This is a genomic window from Streptomyces coeruleoprunus (assembly GCF_039542925.1).
In the GTDB taxonomy this organism is placed as follows: Bacteria; Actinomycetota; Actinomycetes; order Streptomycetales; family Streptomycetaceae; genus Streptomyces; species Streptomyces coeruleoprunus.
Genome location: NZ_BAABIT010000001.1, coordinates 4,012,588 through 4,039,287 on the forward strand (window position 1 = coordinate 4,012,588; position 26,700 = coordinate 4,039,287).

The 26,700-nt window shown below is 74.2% G+C and carries 24 protein-coding genes and 2 pseudogenes; 14 read left to right on the top strand and 12 right to left on the bottom strand.

Annotated features, from left to right (window positions below):
- Positions 1–15 precede the first annotated feature (15 nt).
- Complete coding sequence (locus ABEB09_RS17885) at positions 16–2,055, top strand: HelD family protein (protein WP_345690923.1); 2,040 nt, start codon at positions 16–18, stop codon at positions 2,053–2,055.
- On the opposite strand, the gene ABEB09_RS17890 is transcribed toward ABEB09_RS17885, so the two are convergent.
- Positions 2,042–2,248: a hypothetical protein gene (locus tag ABEB09_RS17890; RefSeq protein ID WP_345690924.1), complete on the bottom strand. Its 207-nt coding sequence runs from the start codon at positions 2,246–2,248 to the stop codon at positions 2,042–2,044. The two genes, ABEB09_RS17885 and ABEB09_RS17890, sit on opposite strands and share 14 nt — an antisense overlap.
- A gap of 236 nt (positions 2,249–2,484) precedes the next feature.
- On the opposite strand from ABEB09_RS17890, the gene ABEB09_RS17895 reads away from it, so the two are divergent.
- The 4 genes and pseudogenes from ABEB09_RS17895 to ABEB09_RS17910 all read left to right on the top strand — a co-directional run.
- The gene (locus tag ABEB09_RS17895) at positions 2,485–3,429 is read left to right on the top strand and encodes an ADP-ribosylglycohydrolase family protein (RefSeq protein WP_345690925.1); all 945 of its coding nucleotides are present in this window, start codon (positions 2,485–2,487) and stop codon (positions 3,427–3,429) included.
- A gap of 141 nt (positions 3,430–3,570) precedes the next feature.
- Complete coding sequence (locus ABEB09_RS17900) at positions 3,571–4,749, top strand: ATP-grasp domain-containing protein (RefSeq protein ID WP_345690926.1); 1,179 nt, start codon at positions 3,571–3,573, stop codon at positions 4,747–4,749.
- A pseudogene (locus ABEB09_RS17905) lies at positions 4,746–5,117 on the top strand (sulfurtransferase); the annotation flags it as partial. The gene ABEB09_RS17900 and the pseudogene ABEB09_RS17905, both read left to right, overlap by 4 nt.
- Before the next feature lie 597 nt (positions 5,118–5,714).
- Positions 5,715–6,185 (top strand): annotated as a pseudogene (locus ABEB09_RS17910) (sulfurtransferase); the annotation flags it as partial.
- 278 nt (positions 6,186–6,463) lie between these two features.
- Here the strand turns inward: ABEB09_RS17910 and ABEB09_RS17915 are convergent.
- The 4 genes from ABEB09_RS17915 to ABEB09_RS17930 all read right to left on the bottom strand — a co-directional run bounded on the left by ABEB09_RS17915 (position 6,464) and on the right by ABEB09_RS17930 (position 10,517).
- Complete coding sequence (locus ABEB09_RS17915) at positions 6,464–8,854, bottom strand: ATP-binding cassette domain-containing protein (RefSeq protein WP_345690927.1); 2,391 nt, start codon at positions 8,852–8,854, stop codon at positions 6,464–6,466.
- 73 nt (positions 8,855–8,927) lie between these two features.
- A complete protein-coding gene (locus ABEB09_RS17920; protein ID WP_345690928.1) occupies positions 8,928–9,338 on the bottom strand; it encodes a VOC family protein in 411 nt (136 codons plus the stop codon).
- Between the two features lie 10 nt (positions 9,339–9,348).
- Positions 9,349–9,810, bottom strand: coding sequence for a helix-turn-helix transcriptional regulator (locus ABEB09_RS17925; RefSeq protein WP_345690929.1), 462 nt, complete (start codon positions 9,808–9,810; stop codon positions 9,349–9,351).
- A gap of 41 nt (positions 9,811–9,851) precedes the next feature.
- The gene (locus tag ABEB09_RS17930; RefSeq protein ID WP_345690930.1) at positions 9,852–10,517 is read right to left on the bottom strand and encodes a class I SAM-dependent methyltransferase; all 666 of its coding nucleotides are present in this window, start codon (positions 10,515–10,517) and stop codon (positions 9,852–9,854) included.
- A gap of 126 nt (positions 10,518–10,643) precedes the next feature.
- Between ABEB09_RS17930 and ABEB09_RS17935 the strand changes: the two genes are divergently transcribed.
- The 3 genes from ABEB09_RS17935 to ABEB09_RS17945 all read left to right on the top strand — a co-directional run bounded on the left by ABEB09_RS17935 (position 10,644) and on the right by ABEB09_RS17945 (position 12,103).
- The gene (locus ABEB09_RS17935) at positions 10,644–11,036 is read left to right on the top strand and encodes a helix-turn-helix domain-containing protein (protein ID WP_345690931.1); all 393 of its coding nucleotides are present in this window, start codon (positions 10,644–10,646) and stop codon (positions 11,034–11,036) included.
- A 28-nt stretch (positions 11,037–11,064) separates the two neighbouring features.
- Positions 11,065–11,649, top strand: a complete 585-nt coding sequence (locus ABEB09_RS17940; RefSeq protein WP_345690932.1) for a hypothetical protein — start codon at positions 11,065–11,067, stop codon at positions 11,647–11,649.
- Between the two features lie 118 nt (positions 11,650–11,767).
- Positions 11,768–12,103: a DUF2516 family protein gene (locus ABEB09_RS17945; protein WP_345690933.1), complete on the top strand. Its 336-nt coding sequence runs from the start codon at positions 11,768–11,770 to the stop codon at positions 12,101–12,103.
- Between the two features lie 81 nt (positions 12,104–12,184).
- On the opposite strand, the gene ABEB09_RS17950 is transcribed toward ABEB09_RS17945, so the two are convergent.
- The 3 genes from ABEB09_RS17950 to ABEB09_RS17960 form a co-directional block, all read right to left on the bottom strand.
- Positions 12,185–13,438 (bottom strand): PP2C family protein-serine/threonine phosphatase, encoded by a 1,254-nt coding sequence (locus tag ABEB09_RS17950; RefSeq protein ID WP_345690934.1) that lies wholly within the window; start codon positions 13,436–13,438, stop codon positions 12,185–12,187.
- 258 nt (positions 13,439–13,696) lie between these two features.
- Positions 13,697–14,761, bottom strand: a complete 1,065-nt coding sequence (locus tag ABEB09_RS17955; protein ID WP_345690935.1) for a C40 family peptidase — start codon at positions 14,759–14,761, stop codon at positions 13,697–13,699.
- A 115-nt stretch (positions 14,762–14,876) separates the two neighbouring features.
- Positions 14,877–15,692: a class I SAM-dependent methyltransferase gene (locus ABEB09_RS17960; protein WP_345690936.1), complete on the bottom strand. Its 816-nt coding sequence runs from the start codon at positions 15,690–15,692 to the stop codon at positions 14,877–14,879.
- A 232-nt stretch (positions 15,693–15,924) separates the two neighbouring features.
- Here ABEB09_RS17960 and mshA point away from each other — a divergent pair, with 232 nt between their 5' ends.
- Both mshA and ABEB09_RS17970 read left to right on the top strand, forming a co-directional pair.
- Entirely contained in the window at positions 15,925–17,268 is a 1,344-nt protein-coding gene (mshA, locus tag ABEB09_RS17965; protein ID WP_345690937.1) for a D-inositol-3-phosphate glycosyltransferase, read from the top strand.
- Positions 17,261–17,749, top strand: coding sequence for a type III secretion system chaperone family protein (locus ABEB09_RS17970; protein WP_345690938.1), 489 nt, complete (start codon positions 17,261–17,263; stop codon positions 17,747–17,749). The genes mshA and ABEB09_RS17970 overlap by 8 nt, the downstream gene beginning before the upstream one ends.
- Positions 17,750–17,769: 20 nt before the next feature.
- On the opposite strand, the gene ABEB09_RS17975 is transcribed toward ABEB09_RS17970, so the two are convergent.
- A complete protein-coding gene (locus ABEB09_RS17975; protein WP_345690939.1) occupies positions 17,770–18,654 on the bottom strand; it encodes a C40 family peptidase in 885 nt (294 codons plus the stop codon).
- Positions 18,655–18,972: 318 nt separating this feature from the next.
- On the opposite strand from ABEB09_RS17975, the gene ABEB09_RS17980 reads away from it, so the two are divergent.
- Positions 18,973–19,644, top strand: coding sequence for a hypothetical protein (locus ABEB09_RS17980; RefSeq protein ID WP_345690940.1), 672 nt, complete (start codon positions 18,973–18,975; stop codon positions 19,642–19,644).
- Positions 19,645–19,706: 62 nt separating this feature from the next.
- Here ABEB09_RS17980 and ABEB09_RS17985 read toward each other — a convergent pair whose 3' ends face one another.
- On the bottom strand, positions 19,707–20,834 hold the full coding sequence (locus tag ABEB09_RS17985; protein ID WP_345690941.1) for a hypothetical protein: 1,128 nt from the start codon (positions 20,832–20,834) through the stop codon (positions 19,707–19,709).
- Between the two features lie 155 nt (positions 20,835–20,989).
- On the opposite strand from ABEB09_RS17985, the gene ABEB09_RS17990 reads away from it, so the two are divergent.
- Positions 20,990–22,693 carry a glycosyl hydrolase family 28-related protein gene (locus tag ABEB09_RS17990; protein ID WP_345690942.1) on the top strand — a complete coding sequence of 568 codons (1,704 nt, stop codon included), beginning with the start codon at positions 20,990–20,992 and terminating at the stop codon, positions 22,691–22,693.
- Here the strand turns inward: ABEB09_RS17990 and ABEB09_RS17995 are convergent.
- Positions 22,683–23,972: an MDR family MFS transporter gene (locus ABEB09_RS17995; RefSeq protein ID WP_345690943.1), complete on the bottom strand. Its 1,290-nt coding sequence runs from the start codon at positions 23,970–23,972 to the stop codon at positions 22,683–22,685. The two genes, ABEB09_RS17990 and ABEB09_RS17995, sit on opposite strands and share 11 nt — an antisense overlap.
- Before the next feature lie 161 nt (positions 23,973–24,133).
- Here ABEB09_RS17995 and ABEB09_RS18000 point away from each other — a divergent pair, with 161 nt between their 5' ends.
- Together ABEB09_RS18000 and ABEB09_RS18005 are read left to right on the top strand one after the other, a co-directional pair.
- Entirely contained in the window at positions 24,134–24,895 is a 762-nt protein-coding gene (locus ABEB09_RS18000; protein ID WP_345690944.1) for a phosphoglyceromutase, read from the top strand.
- A 7-nt stretch (positions 24,896–24,902) separates the two neighbouring features.
- Positions 24,903–25,604, top strand: a complete 702-nt coding sequence (locus tag ABEB09_RS18005; RefSeq protein WP_345690945.1) for a histone deacetylase — start codon at positions 24,903–24,905, stop codon at positions 25,602–25,604.
- Positions 25,605–25,960: 356 nt separating this feature from the next.
- Here ABEB09_RS18005 and phoU read toward each other — a convergent pair whose 3' ends face one another.
- Positions 25,961–26,641 (bottom strand): phosphate signaling complex protein PhoU, encoded by a 681-nt coding sequence (phoU, locus tag ABEB09_RS18010; protein ID WP_345690946.1) that lies wholly within the window; start codon positions 26,639–26,641, stop codon positions 25,961–25,963.
- Between the last annotated feature and the right edge of the window lie 59 nt (positions 26,642–26,700).

Genomic DNA, 26,700 nt, shown 5'->3' on the forward strand with positions numbered 1-26,700 from the left:
GTTATTCTTGGGGGAATGACGCCACTCGACCATGAACTCGCCCGGGAACGGGCCTTCCACGACACCTGCCGCGCCGCGCTGACCCGGATGGTCGACGGGGCCGCCGACCGCGTCATCACCGGCGAGGACGTCTCCGCGTCCGGCGCCGACGCCGAGACCCTCGGATACGTCCTGCGCAGCCACGCCAAGGAGCTGCGCGAGGAGCGGCCCGGGCCGCTGTTCTTCGGGGCCCTCGACCACGAGGACGGGCAGCGCCACCACATCGGCCGCCGCCGCGTCGGCGAACACCCCGCGGCCCCGCCGCTCGTCGTCGACTGGCGGGCACCCGTCGCCCGCGCCTTCTACCAGGCCCGCCCCGGAGACCCGCAGGGCGTGCGGATGCGCCGGCGCTTCGGCTGGGCGCCGTACAGCACGGGCGATTCGGCGGACCTCACCGGGCTGGAGGACGAGCACCTGGCGGGCGCGGCCGGGCCGCGGCAGGGGGACGGCGCGATCCTCGCCGCCGAGATCGAGCGGCCCCGCACCGGGCCCATGCGCGACATCGCCGCCACCATCCAGCCCGAGCAGGACGACCTCGTACGGGCCGCGCTCACCACGTCCGTCTGCGTCCAGGGCGCCCCCGGCACCGGCAAGACCGCCGTCGGGCTGCACCGGGCCGCGTACCTGCTCTACACCCACCCCCGGCGCGTACAGCGCGACGGCATGCTGATCCTCGGCCCGAACCGGACCTTCCTCGCGTACATCGCGGAGGTGCTGCCCGCGCTCGGCGAGTACGACGTACGGCAGTCGACCGTCGACGACGAGATGGCCCGCGCGGTCGGCCACGAGCCGCGCGCCGAGGACGGCGAGGCGGCCGCGGCCGTCAAGCACGACGCGCGGATGGCGGACGTGCTGCGGCGGGCCCTGTACGCGCGCGTGCGGACGCCGGCCGAGGAGCTGACCGTGCCCGACGGCTCCTACCGGTGGCGGGTGCCGGCCGCGGAACTGGCCGGGATCGTCGAGGGCGTACGGGCCGAGGAGCCGCCATACGCGATCGGCCGCGAGCGGCTGCGCAGCCGCGTGGTGCGGGCCCTCCAGCTGCGTGCCGAGCGGCGGGCCGGGCCGCGGGGCACCGCGTGGGTGCGGCGCATGGAGCGGTCCCGGCCGGTGTCCGCCCTGGTCGACGCGTGCTGGCCGAGGACCGGTCCCGAGGAGGTGCTGGCCGGGGTGCTCGCCGACCCCGACGACGACGCCCTGACCGCCGACGAGCGGGCGGCCATCCGCCGGCCGGTGCCCGCGCGCCCGCACCGCTCCGCCCGCTGGACGGCGGCGGACCTCGTCCTCCTCGACGAGCTGGCCGGACTCCTCGAACGGCCGGCCGGGTACGGCCACATCGTGGTCGACGAGGCGCAGGACCTGTCCCCCATGCAGTGCCGGGCGATCGCCCGCCGGGTCACCGCTTCCGGTTCGCTCACCGTGCTGGGCGACCTGGCGCAGGGCACGACGCCGTGGGCGGCCCGCTCCTGGCGCGCGCACCTCGCGCACCTGGGGCGCCCGGACGCCGAGGTGACGGCGCTGACGGCCGGGTTCCGGGTGCCGGGCGCGGTCGTGGACCTCGCCAACCGGCTGCTCGGCGCGCTCGGCGTCGACGTGCCGCCCGGGCGCTCGCTGCGCAGGGACGGCGAGGTGACGGTCCGTGAGGTGGCGGACCTGGCGGAAGCGACGGTCGACGCGGTACGGGCGGCGCTCGGCCGGGAGGGCTCGGTGGGCGTCATCGCGGCGGAGCCGGACGCCGAGCGGCTGCGCGGCGCCCTGGCGGCGGCCGGCATCCCCACGGCGCGGGCCGGGGAGGTCGCGCCCGGCGCGCCGCGCGTCACGGTCCTGCCGGCGACGCTCGCGAAGGGCCTGGAGTACGACCACGTCGTGGTCGCCGAGCCGGCGGCCGTGGCCGAGGCCGAACCGCGCGGCCTGCACCGGCTGTACGTGGTGCTCACCCGCGCGGTGTCCCGCCTCGACGTCCTCCACACCCGGCCGCTGCCGAAGGAGCTGGCGGGCCCGGAGTTCAGGGACTCATGAGCCGCAGCGTCGAGACGTACTCGTCCGGATCCTGCCCGAGCCCCCGAAGCGGCGCGTCCACCCCGGGTGCCGTCTCGGCGCCCGCCTCCCAGTCCTCGGCGATCTGCCGCTGCAACTCCATGGGCTGCCGGGACAGCCACTCCCGGTTCTCGTCGCTCAGACCGGCCAGCAGGGCGGCCACCACATCGTTCACGTCGGATCCGTTCGGGTCACGGGGCCGGGGCGGTCCCGCCACGGCGCGGGGCGGTCCCGCGAACACTCTCTGCCCCGGCCGGCCGCACCACCCGACGGCCGCCGCGCCCGTATCACCCGTCGGGACGAGGCACGGCGGGGCGTACCCTCCTGTCCCATGCGTCTCTTCATGATCATCCGCAGGGGTGGCGCGTGCTGAGCGGACGACCGACACCGGACGCGGCCCACGATGCCGCCGTGGGCGCGGCTCGCGACGCGGCCGTCGGAGCCGTCATCGGTTCCGCGGTCGGCGACGCGCTGGGCGCACCCTTCGAGTTCGGCCCCGCCGGGGCGTTCACCGCGCGCTTCCCCGCGCCCGGGGCGGGCGGCGAGATGTGCGGGGGCGGCGGCTGGGACCGTGGCGAGGCGACGGACGACACCCAGATGGCGGTGCACGTGGCGGAGTCGCTCCTCGAACGCGGCGGCCTCGACCCCGCCGACGTCTTCGCGCGCTTCCAGCGCTGGGCGGCCGCCGGGCCGAAGGACATCGGCCTCCAGACCGAGGACGTCCTGACCGGTGGCCTGCCCTGGGACGCCGCCGCCCGGGAGCACTTCCGGGTCAACCAGCGGGCCGCCGGGAACGGCGCGCTCATGCGGGCCGCCACCTCCGCCGTGTACTTCGCCGCCCAGGGCAGGCGGGCCACCATGGCCGCCGGCCGGCGCCTGGCCGCGCTGACCCACGGCGACCCCGCCGCCTGGGAGGGCACCGCGCTCTTCCACGAACTGGTCCGCGCCGCCCTGGCCGGCGAGGACCCGCTCGCCGCGCTGCCCGACGCGCTCACCCATGTCCCCGCCGAGCACAGGGAGCGGTACGCCGTCGTCCTGGACCCGGGCTGGCACCCCGATGACGCCACCGAGTTCAACGGCGCCGTATGGCCCTGCCTGGGCTCCGCCGTGTGGGCGGTGCGCACCACCCGCACCTTCGAGGACGCGGTGCGCGCGGCGGTCGACCTGGGCGGTGACACCGACACGGTGGCCGCCGTGACCGGCGGGCTCGCCGGGGCGGTGTACGGGTACGACGCGATCCCGGCGCGCTGGACGCGGCCCCTGCACGTGCCCCTGCCGGGCGCGGGCCGGCGGGTGCTGGGGGCGGCGGAGCTGGTGGAGCTGGCGGGGCGGCTGCTCACCCCCCAGAGGGGCTGAGCGCTGCCCTGTCCTGTCGTAAAGGTCCTCAAAAGGCCTTGTTGACAGGGAATCGGCGGCGCTGCGATCTTGTGGTCACCGGGGCCAGAGGGAAGCGTGGGGGACGATGCGCCGCAGTACGGACGTCCGAGGGACCTCGCCGTGACGCTCGTGGTCGTCGGGGCGGACGCCGCCGTGGCGCGGGCGGCGGGGACCCTGCCCGTCGAGGTCCTCCATGTGCGGCTGCCCGGTGCGGCACCCCTGGAGGACGGTGCCGGAGTCGCGGGCGAACTGGCCGCGGACTTCCAGCACGCGCCGTCCTTCCTCGCCTTCGTCGACGAGGTGCTGGCCCCCCTGCGCCCCGCCGCCGTCGTCTCGCTCACCGAACTCGGCCTGGAAGCGGCCGCGGCCGCCGCGCGGCGGCTCGGCGTCACGGGCGTGCCGCCCGAGGTCGTCCGGGCCACCCGCAACAAGCTGGAGATGCGGCGCGTCCTCGCGGCCCGGGCGCCGCACCTGAACCCGGCGTTCGCGGCCGGCGACGACGCGGACGGCGTGGCCGGGCTGTTCGCGGCGGGCGGTCCCGTGGTGGCCAAGCCGGTGAGCGGCACGGGCAGCAACGCGGTCGCCCTCGTCGAGCGCCCCGAGGACCTGCCGGAGGACCGCAGGACGGCCGCCACCCTGCTCGAACGGTACGTCGAGGGGCGTGAGTTCAGTGTCGAGACGCTGTCGTCGGGCGGCCGGCACACCTTCCTCGGCATCGCCGAGAAGGGGACGACGGACGGGTTCGTCGAGGTCAGCCACATCATGCCGGCGCCGTCCCTGGACGCCGACGGGCGCCGGGCGGTGGAGCGGGCCGTCGCCGAACTCCTCGACGCCGTGGGCCTCACCGACGGCCCGAGCCACACGGAGGTCAAGACCGACGGCGAGCGCGTCACCGTCATCGAGACGCACAACCGCCCGGGCGGCGACGGCATCCCCGACCTCGTACGGCTCACCACCGGCGTCGACTGGCGGCGTGCCGCCCTGGGCTGGGCCGTGGGTGTGGGCCCGCGCCGGGAGGAGGGCGACGTGGCACCGGCCGCGGCGACCGTCTTCCTCACCGCGGCGCCCGGCCGCGTGACCACGGTCGCGCCCCGGCCCGCGCCCGCGCGGGCGACGCTGGTCGACTGGGACGTCACGGTGGAGCCGGGCGACCCCGTCCCGCCGCTCAGGTCATCGGCGGACCGGCTCGGCATGGCCACCCTCACCGCGCCGGGCACCGCCGACTGCGCCGCGGCGGTGGCCGAGCTGACCGCGCTGCCCCTCGTCACCACCCGAGCGGTGGAGGAAGGCCCACGATGAACCCACCACCCCTCCACCCGCTCCCACGACCCCTGGCCGGAACCGACTGGCTCGCCGACCGGCTGGGAGCCCCCGGCCTCGTCGTCCTGGACGCGTCGGTCGGCGCCCACCGGGGCGCGGCACGCCGTATCCCGGGCGCCCGGCCCTTCGACATCGACGGGCCGCTGTCCGACCCCGCATCGCCGCTGCCGCACACCATGCCGGACGCGGCCCGCTTCACCAGGGAGCTGCGCGCCCTCGGCGTGAACGACGCGGACACGGTGGTCGTGTACGACGCCGTGGGCATCTACTCCAGCGCCCGCGCCTGGTGGATGCTGCGCGCGATGGGCTTCGACCGGGCGACAGTCCTGGACGGCGGCCTCCCGGCCTGGGAGGCGGCGGGACTGCCGGCGGAGGAGGCGGCACGGCCGGTCGGGGAGGCGGCACGCCCGGTCGGGGAGGCGGTGCGGCCGGTCGGGGACGGGGCATGGCCGGTCGGAGCGGCGGTACGGCCGGTTGCAGCGGCGGTACGGCAGGGCGCGGAGGCGGCACGGTCGAGAGGCCAGGCGGCACGGCCGGGTGGGGAGGCGGTGCGGCCGGGCGAGGACGGGGCATGGCCGGTCGGAGCGGCGGTACGGCTGGCTGTAGGGGCGGTACGGCAGGGCGCAGAGGCGGCACGGTCGGGAGGACAGGCGGCGCGGCCGGGCGCGGAGGCGGCACGGCCGGTCGGGGAGGCGGTGCGGCCGGGCGGGGACGGGGCATGGCCGGTCGGAGCGGCGGTACGGCCGGTTGCAGAGGCGGTACGGCAGGGCGCAGAGGCGGCACGGTCGGGAGGCCAGGCGGCACGGCCGGGTGGGGACGCGGTGCGGCCGGTCGGAGCGGCGGTACGGCAGGGCGCGGAGGCGGCACGGTCGGGAGGGCAGGCGGTGCGGCCGGGCGGTGGCGGGGCACGGCCGGGTGGGGACGCGGTGCGGCCGGGCGAGGACGGGGCGCCAGCGGGCGAGGACGCGGGGCCGTCGGCGGCCGGGCGTCTCGGGGACTTCACCGCGCGGGCCCGGGCCGGGCTCCTCGTGGGTGCCGACGAGGTGGCCCGGGCGCTGGCCGACCCGGACGCCGTCGTGCTGGACGCGCGGGCGCGGGACCGGTTCACGGGTGCGGCGCCCGAGCCGCGGCCGGGGCTGCGCGGCGGACACATGCCGGGCGCGGCGAACCTGCCGTTCGGCGACCTCCAGCGGGACGGGCGGATGCGCCCGCGGGCGGAGCTGCGGGAGCTGTTCGAGGCGGCCGCGGGCGGGCGGGAGCGGCTGGTGGTCAGCTGCGGCTCGGGCGTGACCGCGTGCGTGCTCGCGCTCGGCGCCGAGCTGGCCGGGTACGGGGACCTGGCGGTGTACGACGGGTCGTGGAGCGAGTGGGGGCTGCCGTCCGGTGGCCGTCCGGTCGTGACGGGCGGCGCTTAGGTCGTGTCCGGCGGATCATGCCTGGGCCGCGGGGTCTGGCACGCACTCCCCCAAGCCCTGACGGGCAGGGGGGACCCCCAGCGGCGTTGTCGTCGGTCGCGATGGCTCCGCCATCCCTCCCTCCTCCGCCTTGCAGCCGCACGCACCAGACCCCGCTCACCAGCAGTCAAAGGCACCGCCCAGCGATGTCGGCATGACCCGCCGGACACTCCCCAGGCCCGCCCCTCCGGAAGGGCACGCGCATCACGGCACGCCCCCCCCACGCCCCACGGACCCCGTCAGGCGCCGACGTAGTCCGCGAGGTGCTCGCCGGTGAGGGTCGAGCGGGCGGCGACGAGGTCGGCCGGTGTGCCCTCGTGGACGACGCGGCCGCCGTCGTGGCCGGCGCCGGGGCCGAGGTCGATGATCCAGTCGGCGTGCGCCATGACCGCCTGGTGGTGCTCGATGACGATGACGGACTTGCCGGAGTCGACGAGCCGGTCGAGCAGGCCGAGCAGCTGCTCGACGTCGGCGAGGTGCAGGCCGGCGGTCGGCTCGTCGAGGACGTAGACGCCGCCCTTCTCGGCCATGTGCGTGGCCAGCTTCAGGCGCTGGCGCTCGCCGCCGGACAGCGTGGTGAGCGGCTGGCCGAGGGTGAGGTAGCCGAGCCCCACGTCGGCGAGCCGGGTGAGGATCTTGTGGGCGGCGGGGGTGCGGGCCTCGCCGGCGCCGAAGAACCGCTCCGCCTCGGTCACCGGCATCGCGAGCACTTCGCTGATGTCGCGCCCGCCGAGGGTGTACTCCAGCACCGAGGCCTGGAACCGCTTGCCCTCGCACTCCTCGCAGGTGGTGGCGACACCGGCCATCATCGCCAGGTCGGTGTAGATGACGCCGGCGCCGTTGCAGGTCGGGCAGGCGCCCTCGGAGTTGGCGCTGAACAGGGCCGGCTTGACGCCGTTGGCCTTGGCGAACGCCTTGCGGATCGGGTCGAGCAGCCCGGTGTACGTGGCCGGGTTGCTGCGCCTGGAGCCGCGGATCGCGCCCTGGTCGACCGCCACCACACCGTCCCTGCGGGACACCGAGCCGTGGATCAGCGAACTCTTGCCGGAGCCGGCGACGCCGGTGACCACGCAGAGCACGCCGAGGGGGATGTCGACGTCGACGTCGCGCAGGTTGTGGGTCGTCGCGCCGCGGATCTCCAGCGTGCCGGTGGGCTTGCGCACCGTCTCCTTGAGGGAGGCGCGGTCGTCCAGGTGCCGCCCGGTGAGGGTGCCGGAGGCCCGCAGGCCCTCGACGGTGCCCTCGAACACCACCTCGCCGCCCTGCGTACCGGCGTGCGGGCCGAGGTCGACGACGTGGTCGGCGATCGCGATCGCCTCCGGCTTGTGCTCGACGACCAGCACGGTGTTGCCCTTGTCGCGCAGCCGCAGCAGCAGGCCGTTCATCCGCTGGATGTCGTGCGGGTGGAGCCCGATCGTGGGCTCGTCGAAGACGTACGTGACGTCGGTGAGCGAGGAGCCGAGGTGCCGGATCATCTTGGTGCGCTGCGCCTCACCGCCGGACAGCGTGCCCGACGGGCGGTCGAGGCTGAGGTAGCCCAGGCCGATCTCCACGAAGGAGTCGAGGGTGTGCCGCAGCGCGGCCAGCAGCGGCGCCACCGACGGCTCGTCGAGGCCGCCGATCCAGTCGGCCAGGTCGCTGATCTGCATCGCGCAGGCGTCGGCGATGCCGATCCCGTCGATCTTCGAGGACCTGGCGCCCTCGTTGAGGCGGGTGCCGTCGCACTCGGGGCAGGTGGTGAAGGTGACCGCGCGGTCCACGAAGGCACGGATGTGCGGCTGCAGCGCCTCGCGGTCCTTGGACAGCATCGACTTGTGCAGCTTCGGGATCAGCCCCTCGTAGGTGAGGTTGATGCCGTCGACCTTGATCTTGGTCGGCTCCTTGTGGAGCAGGTCGTGCAGCTCCCTCTTCGTGTACTTCCGGATCGGCTTGTCCGGGTCGAAGAAGCCCGAGCCCGTGAAGATCCGCCCGTACCAGCCGTCCATGCTGTAGCCGGGGATGGTGAGCGCACCCTCGCTCAGCGACTTGGAGTCGTCGTACAGCTGGGTGAGGTCGATGTCGGAGACCCGGCCCATGCCCTCGCAGCGTGGGCACATGCCGCCGGTGATGCTGAAGCTGCGCCGCTCCTTCACCTTCTGCCCCGCGCGCTCCAGGGTGACCGCGCCCGCCCCGCTGATCGAGGCGACGTTGAAGGAGAACGCCTGGGGCGAGCCGATGTGCGGCCGGCCCAGGCGGCTGAAGAGGATGCGCAGCATCGCGTTGGCGTCGGTGACGGTGCCGACCGTGGAGCGGGGGTTGGCGCCCATCCGCTCCTGGTCGACGATGATCGCCGTCGTCAGCCCGTCGAGCACGTCGACCTCGGGCCGCGCCAGCGTCGGCATGAAGCCCTGCACGAACGCGCTGTACGTCTCGTTGATCAGCCGCTGCGACTCCGCGGCGATCGTGTCGAACACCAGCGAGCTCTTGCCCGAGCCGGAGACACCGGTGAACACCGTCAGCCGGCGCTTCGGTATCTCGACGCTGACGTCCTTGAGGTTGTTCTCGCGCGCGCCGTGCACGCGGATCAGGTCGTGGCTGTCGGCGGCGTGCGGCGCGGGCGACCGCGTGTCCGTCGTCGGGGCCGTGGTCATCGTGTCTCCATCTGTCGGGCGGGGCCGCCGTCGCTGCGCGGGGAGCCGGACGGCACGCGGGGAGCCGGACGGCTCAGCGCACTTCCTGGATACGGATCATGTTGCCCGCGGGGTCGCGGAAGGCGCAGTCGCGCACGCCGTACGGCTGGTCGGTCGGCTCCTGGACGACCTCGGCGCCGTCGGCCTGCACCCGCTCGAAGGTGGCGTCGACGTCGGCGGTGGCCAGGAGGATCCCGGCGTACGTGCCCTTGGCCATCATCTCGGCGATGGTCCTGCGCTCGTCGTCGGTGACGCCGGGGTCGGCGCCGGGCGGCGTCAGGACGATGGACGTGCCGGGCTGGCCGACGGGGCCGACCGTGATCCAGCGCATCCCGCCGTACCCGACGTCCTTGCGGACCTCGAAGCCGAGGGTGTCGCGGTAGAACGCCAGGGCGGCGTCCGGGTCGTCGTGCGGGAGGAAACTGGCGTGAATCGTGATGTCCATGCCGATCACGCTAGTCCGGGGCCGGTGACCGCGCTTCTCGATTCCTGACCGGTCTGGTGACCTGTTTCGCGACGCACGACGGGATGCCCGCCGTCGCGCGCGCCGCCTCGCGCCGGTAGGCGCTGGGCGGCATCCCGACGAGCTCGGTGAAGCGCGTGCTGAACGTGCCCAGCGACGAGCAGCCGACCTCGAAACAGACCTCGGTGACGCTGAGGTCGCCACGGCGCAGCAGCGCCATCGCGCGCTCGATGCGCCGCGTCATCAGGTAGCTGTACGGCGACTCGCCATAGGCGCGCCGGAACTCGCGGCTGAGGTGGCCGGCCGACATGTTCACGCCACGGGCGAGCGCCTCGACGTCCAGCGGCCGCGCGTACTCGCGGTCGATCCTGTCGCGTACCCGGCGCAGCTGCGCGAGGTGGCGGAGGCGCTCCGGGGGCGCGGCCGCCTCGGGCGCCGAGCGGTTGGGTCGCACCCCGGCATTCTCCCGAGCGGGTTGCCGGCCCGTCCAGTCGCTCAAGGCGACTCCGTGGGCTTGTGGGCGAGGAGGAAGCCCTGCTGCCCCTGCGTGGGCTTCTCGCTCTCGTAGGGTTCGCGGATCACCCGGGCGTCCAGGACGAGGCCGGCCTCGCCCATCAGGCCGGCGATGCGGTCCGGAGGCAGCCAGTAGACGTCGAGCGACAGCTCGTGGCCGTAGGCCCGGTCCAGGTGCCGGAGCCGGTCCCCGACCTTGAACGCCAGCACGAGGGGCGCGCCCGGGGCCAGCACGCGGTGGCATTCCGCGAACACGGTGGGCAGCAGCTCCGGTGGGGTGTGGACGGTCGAGTACCAGGCGACGACGCCGCCGACGCTGTCGTCCTCCAGATCCAGAGCGGTCATGGACCCCTCGTCGAACCGGAGCCCCGGGTGCGTCCGGCGGGCGACCGCGATCATCTCGGGGGAGAGGTCGATGCCGAAGGCGTCCACGCCGAGCGCGCGCAGGTGGGCCGTGATGCGGCCGGGACCGCAGCCGAGATCGGCGACCGGCCGGCTGCCCGGCGCCCGTACGAGCTCCGCGAACGCGGCCAGCAGGGCACGGTCCAGCGGCTTGTCGTCCAGGTCGTCGCGGGCGAGCCGCTCGTAGTCGACGGCGACGGTGTCGTAGGCCGTGCGCGTGGCGTGCAGGTAGGTCGCTTCGGTCATGGCCCCCGACCGTAGCCCCCGTGCTTCGGCGCCGGGTCCGAATGCGCCACCGGCCGCCCCGACACGATGCGCACTATTGCTAGCGCCTGCTTGCAATAGTTAGCAAGACGAGGCACCATCGAGGCCATGGCATCACTGAACGTCGGCAACCTCGGCGAATACCTGCGCGAGCAGCGGCGCAACGCGCAGCTCTCGCTGCGGCAGCTCGCCGACGCCGCCGGCGTGTCCAATCCGTATCTGAGCCAGATCGAGCGCGGCCTGCGCAAGCCGAGCGCCGAAGTCCTCCAGCAGGTCGCCAAGGCGCTGCGGATCTCCGCCGAGACGCTCTACGTGCGGGCCGGGATCCTCGACGAGCGGGACCGCGACGAGGTCGAGACGCGGGCGGCGATCCTCGCCGACCCCTCGATCAACGAGCGGCAGAAGCAGGTGCTGCTCCAGATCTACGACTCGTTCCGCAAGGAGAACGGGCTCGGTACGGACGACTCCGCCAAGGACGCCGGCAGCGGTGCCGGACTCTGACCACGCGATCCTGGGAGGGACCCACCCCATGGCCATCATCGACGAGCTGCGTACGCCCCTCTACTTCGCCGCCGGTACGGCCGACCTCGCCGTCCAGCAGGCCCGCAAGGTCCCCGGCCTGATCGAGCAGATCGCCGCCGAGGCGCCCGCCCGTATCGACGCCGTGCGCAACACCGACCCCAAGGCCGTGCAGGAGAAGGTCGCCGCGCAGGCCAAGGAGGCGCAGACCGTCCTGCAGACCAAGTTCGCCGAGGTCGTCGGCGGTCTCGACACCGACCTGAAGAAGCTCGGCGAGACGGCGCAGGGCCTGGCACTGCGCGGCGTCGGCGTGGCCGCGGAGTACGCGGTCCGGGCCCGCGAGACGTACGAGAAGGTCGCCGAGCACGGCGAGCAGGCCGTCAAGGCGTGGCGCGGCGAGGCCGCCGAGGAGATCACGGAGATCGCCGTCGCGGTCGAGCCGGACCCGGAGCCGAAGGCGAAGCCGGCGGAGGCCGAGACCGGGGCCGAGGCCGCCTCCGAGGCGCCCGCCGCGAAGAAGCCCGCCGCGAAGCGTGCCGGTACGCGCCGGACCACGACCCGGAAGAGCGACGCCGAGCCGGCCGGCGAGAAGTAGTCCCGCGCGGGTGCCCGTCCGGCCGTACGGTCCGGGCGGGCACATTCGCGGCGTTCCGGGCGTTGTACGGGTACCTTGGCCGCGAGGCGCTTCATCCACTGACTAGGCGGTGCTCACCATGCTGATGGCCGGATTCAACTCGTTGATGGGGCTGCTCTTCCTCGCCATGCTCCTGTTCGCCGTCGTGGCGCTGGTCTTCGCCGCGCTGGCGCGGGAGGACGCGTACCGGGCGGCGGACAAGAAGACGAAGTCCTTCTGGCTGATCATCCTGGGCGTCACGGTGGCCGTGGACCTGTTCCTGCCGATGCTGATCCTGCAGCTCGCGGGTCTCGTCGCCACGATCGTTTTCATGGTGGACGTCCGGCCGGCCCTCCAGCAGGTCTCCGGTGGCGGCCGCGGCCGCAGGGGCTCCAGCAGCGACGGTCCGTACGGGCCGTACAACGGCGGCCGGTAGGTCCCGGCCGGTAGGGCTCCGCAGGTCCTCCGCCATCCAAGAAGCGCGCGGCCGCGGTACGGCGCGGCGCGCCTCAGCGCCTCAGCGCCTCGTGCGGTCCCGGTCCCTGCTCCGGTCGCGGTCCAGGAGCAGGACCGCCACGTCGTCCGTCAGCTCGCCGCCGTTCAGCGCGCGCACCTCCGCCACGGCGGCCTCCAGCAGCTCCTCGCCGCCCAGGCCCCGCTCCAGCTGCCGGTTGATCATCGCGACCATGCCGTCCTGGCCCAGCCGCGGCGACCCCGGCCCCGCCGAGCGGCCCTCGATCAGGCCGTCGGTGTACATCATCAGGCTCCACGCCCCGCCCAGCTCCACATGGCGGCGCGGCCAGCGGGCGCGCGGCAGCAGGCCCAGCGCGGGGCCCCCGTCCTCGTACGGCAGGAGCCGCGCCCCCTTGCCCGGGCGGGCGACCAGCGGCGCGGGGTGCCCGGCCAGGCACAGTCCGGCGCGCCGGCCGTCCGGGGAGATGTCCACCGTGCAGAGCGTCGCGAAGATCTCGTCGTTGTCCCGCTCGTGCTCCAGCACCTGCTGGAGCGTCGAGAGCAGCTCGTCGCCGCACAGGCCCGCGAACGTCAGCGCCCGCCACGCGATGCGCAGCTCCACGCCGAGCGCGGCCTCGTCCGGGCCGTGCCCGCACACGTCGCCGATCATCGCGTGGACCGTGCCGTCCGGCGTGCGGACCGTGTCGTAGAAGTCGCCGCCCAGCAGCGCCCGTGAGCGGCCCGGCCGGTAGCGGGCCGCGAACCGCAGGTCCGAGCCCTGGAGCAGCGGGGTGGGCAGCAGGCCCCGCTCCAGGCGGGCGTTCTCCTGGGCGCGCAGCCGGGACTCGGCCAGCTTGACCTGCACGGAATCGGCCCGCTTGCGCTCCACGGCGTACCGGATGGCGCGGCTGAGCAGCGGCCCGTCCAGCTCCTCGCGGAACAGCCGGTCCTGGGCGCCCGCGCGGACCGCCTCCGCGGCCAGCTCGGCCTGGTCGGAGGTCGCCAGCACGAGCACGGCGTGGCGCGGCGCGAGGCGCAGGACGTGCCGCAGCGGTGCCAGCGGCTCGCCGTCGCCCCGGGCGTCCGGCAGGGCCAGGTCGACCAGCACGCAGTGGACGTCGTCGGTGAGCAGCCGCTCGGCCTCCGTGAGGTTGCGGGCGGTGCGGATACGGACGCGGCCGCCGCCGGCGTCGACCACCTCGGGGACGGTGAAGGTGCCCGCCGGGTCGTCCTCGATCACCAGCAGGGTGAGGTCGCCGCCGCCCGACTCGTCGAGCGTGTTCACCCTCTGTCGCGGTACGGGCACGGGTGCGGACATCGGTTTCGGTTTCCTTCCCTCCCCCCGAGGGTGCGGGCGGTGCGCCGGTCGGCACCCCGCCGACGGGGACCATAGCGGCACCCGACCGTCGAACGGAATGGCGATCAGAGAAGAGACGACGGCATATGCCCCGCAAGGGGAGGTAGTTGGTCATGGGGTCATGAGAAACATCACGCCCCGCCCGGGCCTTGCCGAGAGCCGCGTCACAGGTGGCGTCCGGCCGCCGGACGGCTCACCCGGGACGGCTCACGTCGCGGCTCACTTGTCGGGGCGTACGACCCCGAGGATCGGCATCGAGCCCGCACCCGCCACCGTGATGTTCCGGCCGGGTCGCGGGGCGTGGACCATGGCGCCGTCGCCGATGTACATCGCCACGTGGCTGGCGTCGGCGTAGTAGATGATCAGGTCGCCGGGCCGCATGTCCTTGATGTCGATCCGGGGCAGCAGCCGCCACTGCTCCTGCGAGGTGCGCGGGATGGCCCTGCCGGCCACGCCCCAGGCCCGCTGCGTCAGGCCCGAGCAGTCGTACGAGTCGGGGCCCTCGGCGCCCCACACGTACGGCTTGCCGATCTGGGCCGTGGCGAACGCGATGGCCTTCTTGCCCTCGGGGCCGGCGCTGCGGTTGATGTCCTTCAGGACGCCGGAGTCCAGCCACGCCGCCTGCGCCGCGAACTGCGCCTGCTGCTCCAGCTTCAGCAGCCGCTCGCGCTCGGCGGCCTCCAGCCGGGACTCCAGCTTCTCGGCGGCCGCGATCTTGTCGTTGATGAGCTTCTTCGCCTTGGCCTGCTGGACGCGGTTGGCCTCCAGCTTGGTCCACTGCGTGCTGGCGTCCTTGGTGTACGTCTCCAAGTCGGCCTGCTGCTGGGACAGTTGGCCGATCAGGTCCCGGGTGGCCTTCTGGCCCTGCGTGAGGCGGCCGACGTTCTCCAGGAACAGCTGCGGGTCGTCGGTGAGGACCAGCTTCGCCTGCTCCGGTATCCCGCCGCTGCGGTACTGCGCGCGGGCGGCCGCGCCGGCCCGCTTCTTCAGGTCCTCGATCCGCTCCTGGCCGCGCACGATCGCCTGGGCGAGCTTCACGATCTCCGCGGACTGCTTCTTCGCCTGCTCCTCGGCGAGGTTGTACGCGTCGGTGGCGGAGGCCGCCTGCCGGTACAGGCCCTCGATCTCGGCCCGTACCTCTTCGAGGCTCTTCTTCGGCTGCGGGCCAGCGGTGGGGGCGGGAGGGGGAGTCGGCGCCGCGTGAGCGGCCTGCGCGGGCGCCGCCAGCACGGTCAGGGCGCAGACCACCGTGATCGCGGCGGACACGCAGCGGCGTCGGTTCACAAGCTTCCCCCTCCGGACGTCGACCGGCCGGGCACCCCACCCAATTCTGATTTACCGTCAGTAACTTACGGTGCCCCGGCGATCGTGCCATGTCATCCGCGAAAGTAACAGGGGCCTACGACAGGTCGGATACCGGCCACCCGCGCGGGGCCAGCGCGTCCCACCGCACCGTCAGCTCGCCCTGCCGCCACCGGCGCCGGTCGTCCACCAGCGGCCAGTCGGCCGCCAGCGCCGATGCCGTCGCGATCCACCGCTGACGCGCGCCGAGCGAGGCGTACGGGGCCGCCCCGGCCCACGCCCGGTCGAAGTCCCGCAGGAAGGCGTGCACCGGCTCCCCGGGCACGTTCCGGTGGATCAGCGCCTTCGGCAGCCGCTCCGCCAGGTCCGAGGGCCGCTCCAGCGAGCCGAGGCGCGTGGCGAACGTCACGGTCCGCGGCCCCTCGGGGCCCAGCGCCACCCAGACGTGCCGGCGCCCGATCTCGTCGCAGGTCCCCTCCACCAGCAGGCCGCCGGGCGCCAGCCGCCCGCACAGCCGCGCCCAGACCTCCACGACGTGGTCCTCGTCGTACTGGCGCAGGACGTTCGCGGCGCGGATCAGCGCCACCCGTCCCTCGACCGGCACCTCGAAGCCGCCGTGCGCGAACGTCAGGCCCTCCCGCTCGTACGGCAGCGCGGCGGCCACCCGCTCCGGGTCGATCTCGACGCCCACGACGAGGGCACGCGGATCCGCCGTACGCAGCCGGGCCAGCAGCTCCACGGCGGTCCAGGGCGCCGCCCCGTACCCGAGGTCCACGGCGACCGGCGCGGCACTGCTGCGGCGCAGGCCGGTGCCGTGCACGGCGGCGATCCAGCGGTCCATGCGCCGCAGCCGATTCGGATTGGTGGTCCCGCGAGTCGGCGTACCGACGGGACGGGTGATGCGCGGGGCCATGGCAACGAGCGTAAACGCTGGACGGCCCCCGGCCTGAGGCGTCGCGCACCCGCTCCGCCGTGGGAGCGGCGTCCGACCGCCGCTGGGGGCGGGCCGGGCGTAATGAATTGGCAAAGCGGAAATGAAAGGGGCCATTCCGCTGTTGAGGCCCTACGGAGAGGAGCCCCGCACCTCTCCTTCGCCATGTTCGCCCAGCCAACAGATGCTGCTCCCGAGCGGAAGGACCGCCGACGTGAGCCAGTACGTGTCCCGGTTCGCCGGCACCCTGGTACCGCCGCCCCGGCTCCGGCTGCCCGGGCGCCACAAGGGCCCCCGGCGCATCGCCATGCTCAGCGTCCACACCTCCCCCCTGCACCAGCCCGGCACGGGCGACGCGGGCGGCATGAACGTCTACATCGTGGAGCTGGCGAAACGTCTCGCCGCGATCAACATCGAGGTCGAGATCTTCACCCGCGCCACCTCCGGCGGCCTGCCCCCGGCCGTGGAGCTGACGCCCGGCGTCCTGGTCCGGCACGTCGACGCGGGCCCGTACGAGGGCCTGGCCAAGGAGGACCTGCCGGCCCAGCTGTGCGCCTTCACGCACGGCGTCATGCAGGCCTGGGCGGGCCACCGGCCCGGCCACTACGACCTGGTCCACTCCCACTACTGGCTCAGCGGCCACGTCGGCTGGCTCGCCGCCGAACGCTGGGGCGCCCCCCTGGTGCACGCCATGCACACCATGGCCAAGGTCAAGAACGCCGCGCTCGCCGAGGGCGACACCCCCGAGCCCGCCGCCCGCGTCATCGGCGAGACCCAGATCGTGCGGGCCGCCGACCGGCTGATCGCCAACACCGACGGCGAGGCCGGCGAGCTGGTCCACCACTACGACGCCGACCCCGCGAAGGTCGCCGTCGTCCACCCCGGCGTCAACCTGGACCGCTTCCGCCCGGCGGACGGCCGGGCGGCGGCCCGGGCGCGGCTCGGCCTGCCGGCCGACGCCTTCATCCCGGTCTTCGCCGGCCGGATACAGCCCCTGAAGGCACCCGACATCCTGCTGCGCGCCGTGGCCCTGCTCCTGGAGCAGGAACCCTCGCTGCGCTCCCGCATGGTCGTCCCCGTCGTGGGCGGTCCCAGCGGCAGCGGCCTCGCCAAGCCCGAGGGCCTGCAGAAGCTCGCCGCCCGGCTCGGCATCGCGGACGTGGTCCGGTTCCGCCCGCCGGTCGCCCAGGAGGGCCTGGCGGACTGGTTCCGCGCGGCCAGCGTGCTCGTGATGCCCTCGTACAGCGAGTCCTTCGGCCTGGTCGCCATCGAGGCGCAGGCGACCGGCACCCCGGTGCTCGCCGCCGCGGTCGGCGGCCTGCCGGTGGCCGTGCGCCACGGCGAGACGGGCCACCTCGTCCAGGGCCACGACCCGGCGGACTACGCCCGCGTCCTGCGCCGCTTCGCCGACGATCCGGGCCTCACCGCACGGCTCGGCGACGCGGCGGCGAGGCACGCCCGCGCCTTCGGCTGGGACCGGGCCGCGGCCGCCACGGCCGACGTGTACACGGCTGCGATGCACGAGCACCGCCGTCGCGTACGCTCGCCCCATGGCTGACGCACAGCAGATCATCGAGCGCACGCTCCAGGACGCCGACCTGAGCTGGGAGTCCCCCGAGCCCGGCACGTACGTCGTCACCCTCCCCGGCACCAACAAGCTCTCCACCACCCTGTCCCTGCGCCTCGGCAACCACTCGCTGTCGCTCAACGCCTTCGTCATCCGGCACCCCGAGGAGAACGAGGCGGGCGTCCACCGCTGGCTGCTGGAGCGCAACCTCAAGCTGTACGGCGTGGGTTACGCGATCGACGGCCTCGGCGACATCTACCTGACCGGCAAGCTGTCCCTCTCCGCGGTCACGCCGGAGGAGCTGGACCGGCTCATGGGCTCGGTCCTGGAGGCGGCCGACGGCGCGTTCAACACGCTGCTGGAGCTGGGCTTCGCCACGGCGATCCGCAAGGAGTACGAGTGGCGCGTCGCCCGCGGCGAGTCCACGCGCAACCTCGCGGCGTTCAGCCATCTGACCCAGCCGTCGAAGTGACGTGAGGGGCCGTCCGCCCCTCATCCGCGGATGTGCCGGTAGGCGACCACCTTCGAGTGCGCCGGCAGCGGCGCGACCTGGATGACCGTTCCGGTGCGCGGGGCGTGGATCACCTTGCCGTCCCCGATGTAGAGCTGGATGTGCCCGCCGCCCGCCGTGAGCACGAGGTCCCCGGGGACGAGCCGGGACCGCGAGGTCGCCCGCCCGGAGCGGATCTGGTCCCACGTGGTGCGCGGGAGTGACACCCCGGCGGCCTGCCAGGCCCGCATGACCAGCCCGGAACAGTCGTAACCGCGGGGGCCCGTGCCGCCCCAGACGTACGGCTTCCCCAGTTGCGCCTTCGCGTACGCGACGGCTTTCGCGGCGCCGTTCCCGGTGGCCGGGGGAGGCGCAGGCGCGGGTCTCGGAGACGGCTTCGGCGTGACGCCGGGCGGCAGGCGCAGGGTGTCGCCCGCGTAGATGAGCGTCGACGTGCCGAGGCCGTTGAGCCGCTGGAGCTCGCGCACGGTCGTGCGGTGGCGCAGGGCGAGTTCGGAGAGGGTGTCGCCGGGGACGAGGACGAGGGTCCTCGTGGGCTTCGCGGGCTTCCCCGGCCTGACGGGCTTCTCGACGGGCCGACCGCCCTGTGCCGGAGGGGCGGAAACGGGCGTGGCCCCGGGCCGCTTCGGCGCCGACGCCTTGGGCGCCGAGGCCTCGGGCGCCGCCGGCGCCGCCGACGTCGGCCCGTGCACCGCCAGCACCGCGCCGAGCACCACGGCCATGAGCGCCAGCAGCGAGACGGCGGTCGTCCGTACCGCGGCCATCGCCACCCCCGCGACGGCGGGCCGCTGCCACCACGCGCCCGGGCGGGGCGCCCGGTGGACTCCTCGCGCACGCCAGGCGCCGGGCCATACATGACGGAACATCAGTGCCTCCTTCAGCTGCCCGGAAGTGGGCCGGAAAGGAGGCTGTTCCGGGCCGCGCGTGTCCGGCAAGGGCCGGCGCCGTCCGGGACAGTCCGAGACGTCTTCGCAGGTCGGACGGGGTATGGCAGGACAGTCCCGGACGCCGGGAAGCCTTGCCGGACGCTCTCGCGGACCGGCACGCTCAAGGCAGTCGACCGGCCCGCCCGGCGCTCGCACCGTCGAACGCGAGCCCCGTGGCCCCGCCGGTCCTTCCTCGCCTTTCCGCCGGTGTCGACGACCGGGGCGAGCCCTCATTCCGACGTTCAGAGGAGCACCGTCATGAGCAACGCCCGTTCCGTCCGCCCCCGCAACCTCCGGGCCGTGGTGGTCACCGCGGTGGCCGGAGCCGTCCTGGCCGCCGGGGCCGTCACCGTCCCCGGCAGCCCGTTCGCCATCAGCGGCGCGGCTTCCCCGGAGGCGTCCGGCGGACAGCCGGTCACCGTCCTGGCCGGCGCGGCCGGCTCGGCGAAGGCCAAGAAGAAGGCGGCCTGCCCGGAGGCGGGCCAGACGTACTACAAGTTCGGCCGGGCGACCACGAAGTGGCTGCCGACCAACGTCCGCAGCGACTGGGCCAGGCCCGGACTGACGATCAACTACACCACCAGCAAGGCCGGTTCGGTCACCGCGCAGATGACGGCGACGGCGAGCGCCGAGGCCGGGGTCATCTTCGCGAAGGCGAGCGTCTCGCTCGGCGTCTCCGTCGGCACCCAGTGGACCAAGACGGACCAGTGGTCGTACCAGGCCACGGTGCCGAAGAAGGTGAACGGCAAGAAGGTGAAGAAGGCGCGGCTCGTGATGTTCCACGAGGCGAAGAAGTTCACCACCACCAAGAAGGTCCACGCGACCGCGCAGGGCGGCGGCTGCACCGTCAGGACGGTGTGGAAGCGGTCGTTCGTGGCGCCGGTGAAGAAGAACAGCAACACGTGGGGCCTGCAGTACCAGTACAAGTAGGCCGCCTCACGGGATGCGGTGAGCGGGTGGCGCCCCCGCTCGCCGCACGCCCGGCGGCCGGCTCAGACGCAGTCGTTGGTCGCGTCCCAGCACGTCTCGTCCGGGAACGGGTCGCCGCCGTCCGTCCGGGTCGGCGACGTCGTGGGCTCGCCCGGCGGCGGCTCGTACGGGGGGAAGGTCGGCCCGGGTTCGTACGTGGGCCCTGTGGGGGCGGGGCCGCTGGGGCGGGGGGTGCGCGGGGGCGGCTCCGTGGCCGGTGGGGTCGTGGGGGGTGTCGTACGGGTGGACGGCCGGGGGGCCGGGGCCTTCGGGGTGGGCGTGGCCGACGAGGGCCGTGAGATGGGCCGCGCGCTCGCGGGCGGGGAGGGGGCTGCGGTGCCGGGGGAGGCGGGCGCGTTCACGCGGGGGGCGCGGGGCGGGTCGTCGTCGGGCAGCAGCATGATGCCGGTCGCGGTGGCGAGGAGTACGACGAGGGCCAGCGCCGTGCCGGCGACGGCGACCGACCGCCGCGACGCCTCGCGCCGCCTCCGCCGGGAGGCCCGTCCCGCCCGCGGCCCGGTCGGGCGGGACGGCGGGGGGACGGCGTCCTGGGGCGCGGCCCCGGGTGCGGGCCCCGGCCCGGCCGTGGACTCCGGCTCGGGTGCGGGGCTTTCGGCGGATACCTCGGGGCGGTACGGCTCGGACGGGTCATCCGCCATGCCGGCGTCGGCGTCGGCGTCAGCCTCGGGGTCGGCGTCGGCGTCAGCCTCGGCGTCGGCCTCGGCATCGGTATCGATATCGATATCGGCGGCAGCGTCGGCCTCGGTGCCCGGCACCTCGGCAGCCGCCGCGTCCGCCTCCAAGCTCGACTCGGCGAGCACCGGCGGCCGTTCGAGCGCGACCGCCAATCGCTTCCGCGCCCCCACCCACGCCGCGACCGCCGTCTCGTCGCCGCCGCAGGCGCGGACGAACGCCGCCAGCAGCTCCTCCCTCGGCAGCTCGTCCCGCTTCAGCGCACCCGCGAGCGTGGCGCGCGGCAGGACGTCGCCGGCGTCCAGGGCGCGGCGCTCCAGCTCCCGGTAGCTGAGGTGGGCCCACTGGCGTAACTGGCGCATGGCGGCCACGAATTCGGCCGGACTTCCGGCGTCCTCCGGCCGCGGTTCCCCGTTGTCCACTCCCGTCGCCCCCGCATCCTGTCCGCGCTCAGTCATCCTTCGCCCCGGCAGCTTAGGAACGCGGGGCGCCGCGCGGGGACGGATCCCGTGGATTGGCGCCGCCCACCGTCTTCCGCCGCGCCTGAGCCCATGGCATGCTCACGCCAGTCGCAGGCATATGAATACTGTTCATATACGTGAAAGGTGGGTTCATGTCGCACGGAGTCTCACCCCTCACCCGCCGCGCCCTCCTGGGCGGCGCGGCCGCCGTGGCGGCAGGCGCAGTCACCACTCGCCCGGCAGCCGCCCACCCCGCGGCCACCCCGGCCGCCCACCCCCGGCCGGCGGTCGACGAGGCCATCCTCTGGCGCGAGTTCACCACCGCCCCCCACACCCACCCCCAGATCCCGTACATCGGCCGCGCCGGTTACCGTGCCGGCGCCCGCCGCCTGCCGCGCCGCCCCGTGGTCGCCGACGTCCGCGCGTACGGTGCCCGCCCCGACGCCTCCGCCGACGCCGCGCCCGCCATCAACCGGGCCCTGGCCGAGGCAGGACGTCGCGGCGGCGGCACCGTCCTCGTCCCGCCCGGCACGTACCGCGTCGACGGCCTGATCCGCATCGCCCACGGCGGCGTCACGCTCAAGGGCGCGGGAAGCGGGCGCACCACCCTCCTCGCCACCCGCGGCCTCACCGACCTCATCGGCCCCTACGGCTCCCGCTACGGCGGCACCAAGTCGGCCTGGTCCTGGGCCGGCGGGCTCGTCTGGCTCAGCCCCGCCGCCCGCCACCGCTCCCTCGTCGCCGCCATCCGCGCCCAGGACTGGCCCTTCGAGGGCTGGACCGGCAACCGGCGCGACGCGTGGCACACGCTCACCACCCTGCGGCCCGCCCACCGCGGCGACCGCACGGTCACCGTCGACGACCCGTCACGCCTCGCGCCCGGCCGGCTGGTCCTGCTCCGCCTCGCCGACGACCCGGACGGCCGGCACACCCTGCTCCGCCACATCGCCGGCGACGGCCCCGGCGCCGCCTCCTACGACTGGTCCGACAAGACCAAGCTGACGTCGTACGTCCCGTACGAGTGGCCCGTCCGCGTCACCCGCGTCCAGGGCCGCACGGTCACCCTGGAGCGGCCGTTGCCGCTCGACCTGCGCCCCGAGTGGGACCCGCGGCTGACCACCCTCGCGACGCCGCTCACCGGCTCCGGCGTCGAGGGCCTCACGCTCGAAGCCCCCGACGTGCCGCAGGCCCCGCACCTGCTGGACCGCGGCTTCAACGGCGTCACCTTCCAGTGCGCGTACGACTGCTGGGCCGACGACGTCACCGTACGGAACGTCGACAACGGCTTCGGGCTCGTCGCCGCGTCCGCCTGCACCCTGCGCCGTACGACCGTGGAGGGCCGCGGCGCGCACCACCCGTACTTCTGCCGCGAGGGCTCCCACGACAACCTGGTCGAGGACTTCACCGTCCGCGCCCGCACCACCCCCGCGCCGGCCGACACCCAGCTCCACGGCATCAACGTCGAGGGCCTGTCCAGCCACAACGTCTGGTCGCGCGGCCTGATGGAGACGGGCACGTTCGACACGCACCGCGGCATGCCGTTCGCGAACGTCCGTACCGAGATCACCGTCCACAACGACGGCCGCCACGGCGGCGACGCCTCGGCCGGCCCCCTCTACGGCGCCCGCTTCACCCACTGGAACGTCACGGTGACCAACGGGCGCGCCGGGCTGGTCAAACTTGACGAGATCGCCCCGTACAGTGCGACCGTGGGCATCAGCGAGGTCCGCGAGTTCGGCCAGATCGACGTCCCGGACTTCACGGGCCCCCTCCACGCACGACTGGAGGCGTACGGCACCCCCGTGTCCGTACGCCCCCAGAACCTTTACGAGGCCCAGCGCGCCCTTACGCGGTGACGCCGCTGGCCTCCTTCGCCTCCCGGACGGGACCCCCCGCACCCGCCGAGCCCTTCGACGCCGCACCCGCCGCGCCCTGCGCCCGCGCCGCGTCGCCCTCGGTCAGGGCCCGCCGCAGCAGCACGGCGTAGCCGATCGCCGCTACGGCGCCGAGAACCGCGCACCCGATCCACAGCGCGTCCGGACCGGGGCCGCCCACGACCCAGCCGGCCGTGATCGGCGCCACGAAGCCGCTGATCGACCACGACATGCCCATCACGCCCTGGTAGCGGCCGCGGGCGTGCGCCGGGGCGAGCCGGGCCGTCGCGGCGGCGTTCGTCGGCACGTGGACCATCTCGCCGATGGTCCACACGATCACGGTCGCGGCGAACATCAGCGGCGTCCCGGCCAGCGCCGTCGCACCCGTGCCCACGGCGAACAGCAGGGCGGAGACGGTCAGCAGGACGACCGGCGACCGCTTGTCGGTGATCTTGTTGACGAGCAGCTGGAAGCCGACGATCACGACGCCGTTGACCGCGATGACCAGGCCGTACGCGTCGGGTTCCAGGCCCGCGGCGTCCATGGTCAGCGGCAGGCCGACCCACGGGGTGGTGAAGACGGCGCTGACGAGCAGGTTGAGCAGGACGAGCGTGAGGAACGGCCCGTCGCGCAGCACGTCGAGCGTGGAGACCTTGGCCTCGGCGACCGGCTCGCCGTGCTTGTCGACGGACCCGCCGCCGGCCTCGGGGCGGGTCTCGGGCAGCCGCAGGAAGACGATCAGCGCGCACAGGGTGGTCGCCGCCGCCTCGGCGAGGAACAGCGTCCGGTAGCCGAGGAAGAGCGCCGCGCCGCCGCCGATCGCGGCGATGGCGAAGCCGAGGTTGAGCGCCCAGTAGTTCAGCGCGTACGCCCGCCTGCGGTCGTGCTCCGGCACCTGGTCGGCGATGGTCGCGCCGATGGCCGGGCGGACCGCCTGCATGGCCACACCCATCAGGAGGACCACGGTGGCGACGGCGATCTCGCTGGTCACGAACGCCAGCGCGGCGGCGCAGGCGGCCGCCCCCAGGTGCCCGGTGACCATCGTCGGCCTGCGGCCCCACCGGTCGCTGAGCATGCCGCCCAGCGGGGAGCCGGCGATGCCGCCGAGGCCGTGCAGGGCGATGACGAGACCGGCGTACCAGGCGGAGAAGCCCAGCTCACGGGTGAGGAAGAGGGACAGGAACGTCAGGACGAACGCGCCCGTCCGGTTGACGAGCGTCGAGAGCCACAGCCACCAGAAGCCGCCGGGGAGCCCCGACACGGTCCCGCGCAGTGATCTTAGGAGCGAGGCTGAGGCTGTGGACACGCGTGTTTCCCCCTAGGACGGTTCGGTGGACAGGAACCTACTGAGGGGCCGGGGGCCGCGGCCAATGAATTGACGCCGTCCGTCAAGCGTCATCGGCGTCCATTAACCTCGTACGCATGGCCGACGCACCGTACAAGCTGATCCTCCTCCGCCACGGCGAGAGCGAGTGGAACGCGAAGAACCTGTTCACCGGCTGGGTGGACGTCAACCTCACCGAGAAGGGCGAGAAGGAGGCGGTCCGCGGCGGTGAGCTGCTCAAGGACGCCGGTCTGCTCCCCGACGTACTCCACACCTCGCTCCAGAAGCGCGCGATCCGCACCGCGCAGCTGGCGCTGGAGGCGGCCGACCGCCACTGGATCCCGGTCCACCGCTCCTGGCGGCTGAACGAGCGCCACTACGGCGCGCTGCAGGGCAAGGACAAGGCGCAGACCCTCGCCGAGTTCGGCGAGGAGCAGTTCATGCTGTGGCGCCGCTCGTACGACACGCCGCCGCCGGTCCTCGCCGACGACAACGAGTACTCGCAGGCGAACGACGCGCGCTACGCGACGATCCCGCCGGAGCTGCGTCCCCGCACCGAGTGCCTCAAGGACGTCGTCGTCCGCATGCTGCCGTACTGGTACGACGGCATCGTCCCGGACCTGCTGGCCGGCCGCACGGTCCTGATCGCCGCCCACGGCAACAGCCTCCGCGCGCTGGTCAAGCACCTGGACGGCATCTCCGACGCCGACATCGCGGGCCTGAACATCCCGACGGGCATCCCGCTGTACTACGAGCTGGACGCCGACTTCAAGCCGGTCACGCCGGGCGGCCGCTACCTCGACCCGGAGGCGGCGAAGGCGGCCATCGAGGCCGTGAAGAACCAGGGCAAGAAGAAGTAACGCGCGCATGGCGCCGACGTGGGCCCCTGACCCGGAGCACGCTCCCCGGGCAGGGGCCCACGCGCGTCACCCCGGCCTCGTCTGGTACCTGTCGTACGGCTCCAACACCCACCCCGACCGGCTGGCGAGCTACCTCGCCGGCGGCCGCCCGCCCGGCGCGGCCCGGACGTACCCGGGCTGCCGGGACCCGCGCCCCCCGGCGGCGAGCGTCGCGCTGGAGGTGCCGGGGGCGCTGTACTTCGCGACCGAGTCGCCCGTGTGGACCGGCGGCCGGGCCTTCTACGACGCGGAGGCGCGCGGCGGGCGGGTGCTGGCGCGGGCGCATCTGATCACGGCGGGCCAGTTCTCGGACGTCGCCGCCCAGGAGATGTACCGGGAGCCCGGCCCGGACGGCGACCTCGACCTGCGCGCGGCGGTCCGGGACGGGCGCGCGGTGCTGGGCGAGGGGCGGTACGAGACGCTCGTCTGCCCGGGCACGCTGGACGGGCACCCGCTGCTCACGTTCACCGCGCCCTGGGCGATGGACGCCGTCGCGTGGAACCGCCCCTCGGCGCCGTACGTGCGGTACCTGGTCCGCGGCCTGCTGGACGCGGGCGCCTGGGACGCGGGGACCATCGCCGCCTACCTGGCGGCCTGTCCGGGCGCGGCCGGCCACTGGACGGCGACGCAGATCATGGAGCTGATGGCCCAGGTGGCCTCCGGCGCTTGAGGGCAAGGCCTGGCGGCAGGCGACGGGGCCCTGTCCCGTCGGTGCGGACAGGGCCCCGGGCCGGTGACTAGCAGTTGCCGCCACACTGGCACGAGCCACCAGACTGGCACCCGCAGCTGCAGCCGGAACCGCACCCGCAGGCGCCGAGCAGGGGCAGGTGGCGGGCCTCGACGGGTGCGTCCTCGCGCTGGGGGTCGGTCGTGGGGGAATCAGCCATGGGGTTCCTCCTCAACGGCGTACCTCGCCTGTCCCCCATTCCATTCCCACCCGGCAGGGCGCATCAACGGCGCACGGATGCGCCCCGAACGCCTGTGCGCCCCGAACAGCTCCGGGGCGCACAGTGCCGGAAAGCGGCCTCAGGCTCCCTCGACCGGGGCCTCGGGGTGCTGGAGTTCGTCGGCGTGCTCACCCGTCACGAGGTACACCACGCGCTTGGCCACCGACACCGCGTGGTCCGCGAAGCGCTCGTAGTAGCGGCCCAGCAGGGTGACGTCGACCGCCGTCTCGATGCCGTGCTTCCAGCGGTCGTCCATCAGGTGCTGGAACAGCGTCCGGTGCAGCAGGTCCATCTCGTCGTCGTCGTGCTCCAGCTGGAGCGCGAGGTCGACGTCCTTGGTGATGATGACCTCCGCCGCCTTCGCCATCAGGCGCTGCGCCAGCTGTCCCATCTCCAGGATCGTGGCGTGCAGGTCCCGCGGCACCGCGCTGTCCGGGAAGCGCAGCCGCGCCAGCTTCGCCACGTGCTGGGCCAGGTCGCCGGAGCGCTCCAGGTCCGCGCTCATGCGCAGCGAGGTCACGACGATCCGCAGGTCCGTCGCGACCGGCTGCTGGCGGGCCAGCAGGGCTATCGCCCTGGCCTCCAGGCCGTGCTGCAGGTCGTCGATCTTCTGGTCGGCCGCGATCACGGCCTCCGCCAGCTTCAGATCCGCGTCGAGCATCGCCGTCGTGGCGCGCCCGATCGCCGACCCGACCAGCCGGGCCATCTCGACCAGGCCCTCGCCGATCGAGTCCAGTTCCTCGTGGTACGCGTCCCGCATGGATGTCCCTCTCTGACTACGAACGTGGTCCCACGGTCCGTGGGTGACAAGTCGGGCGC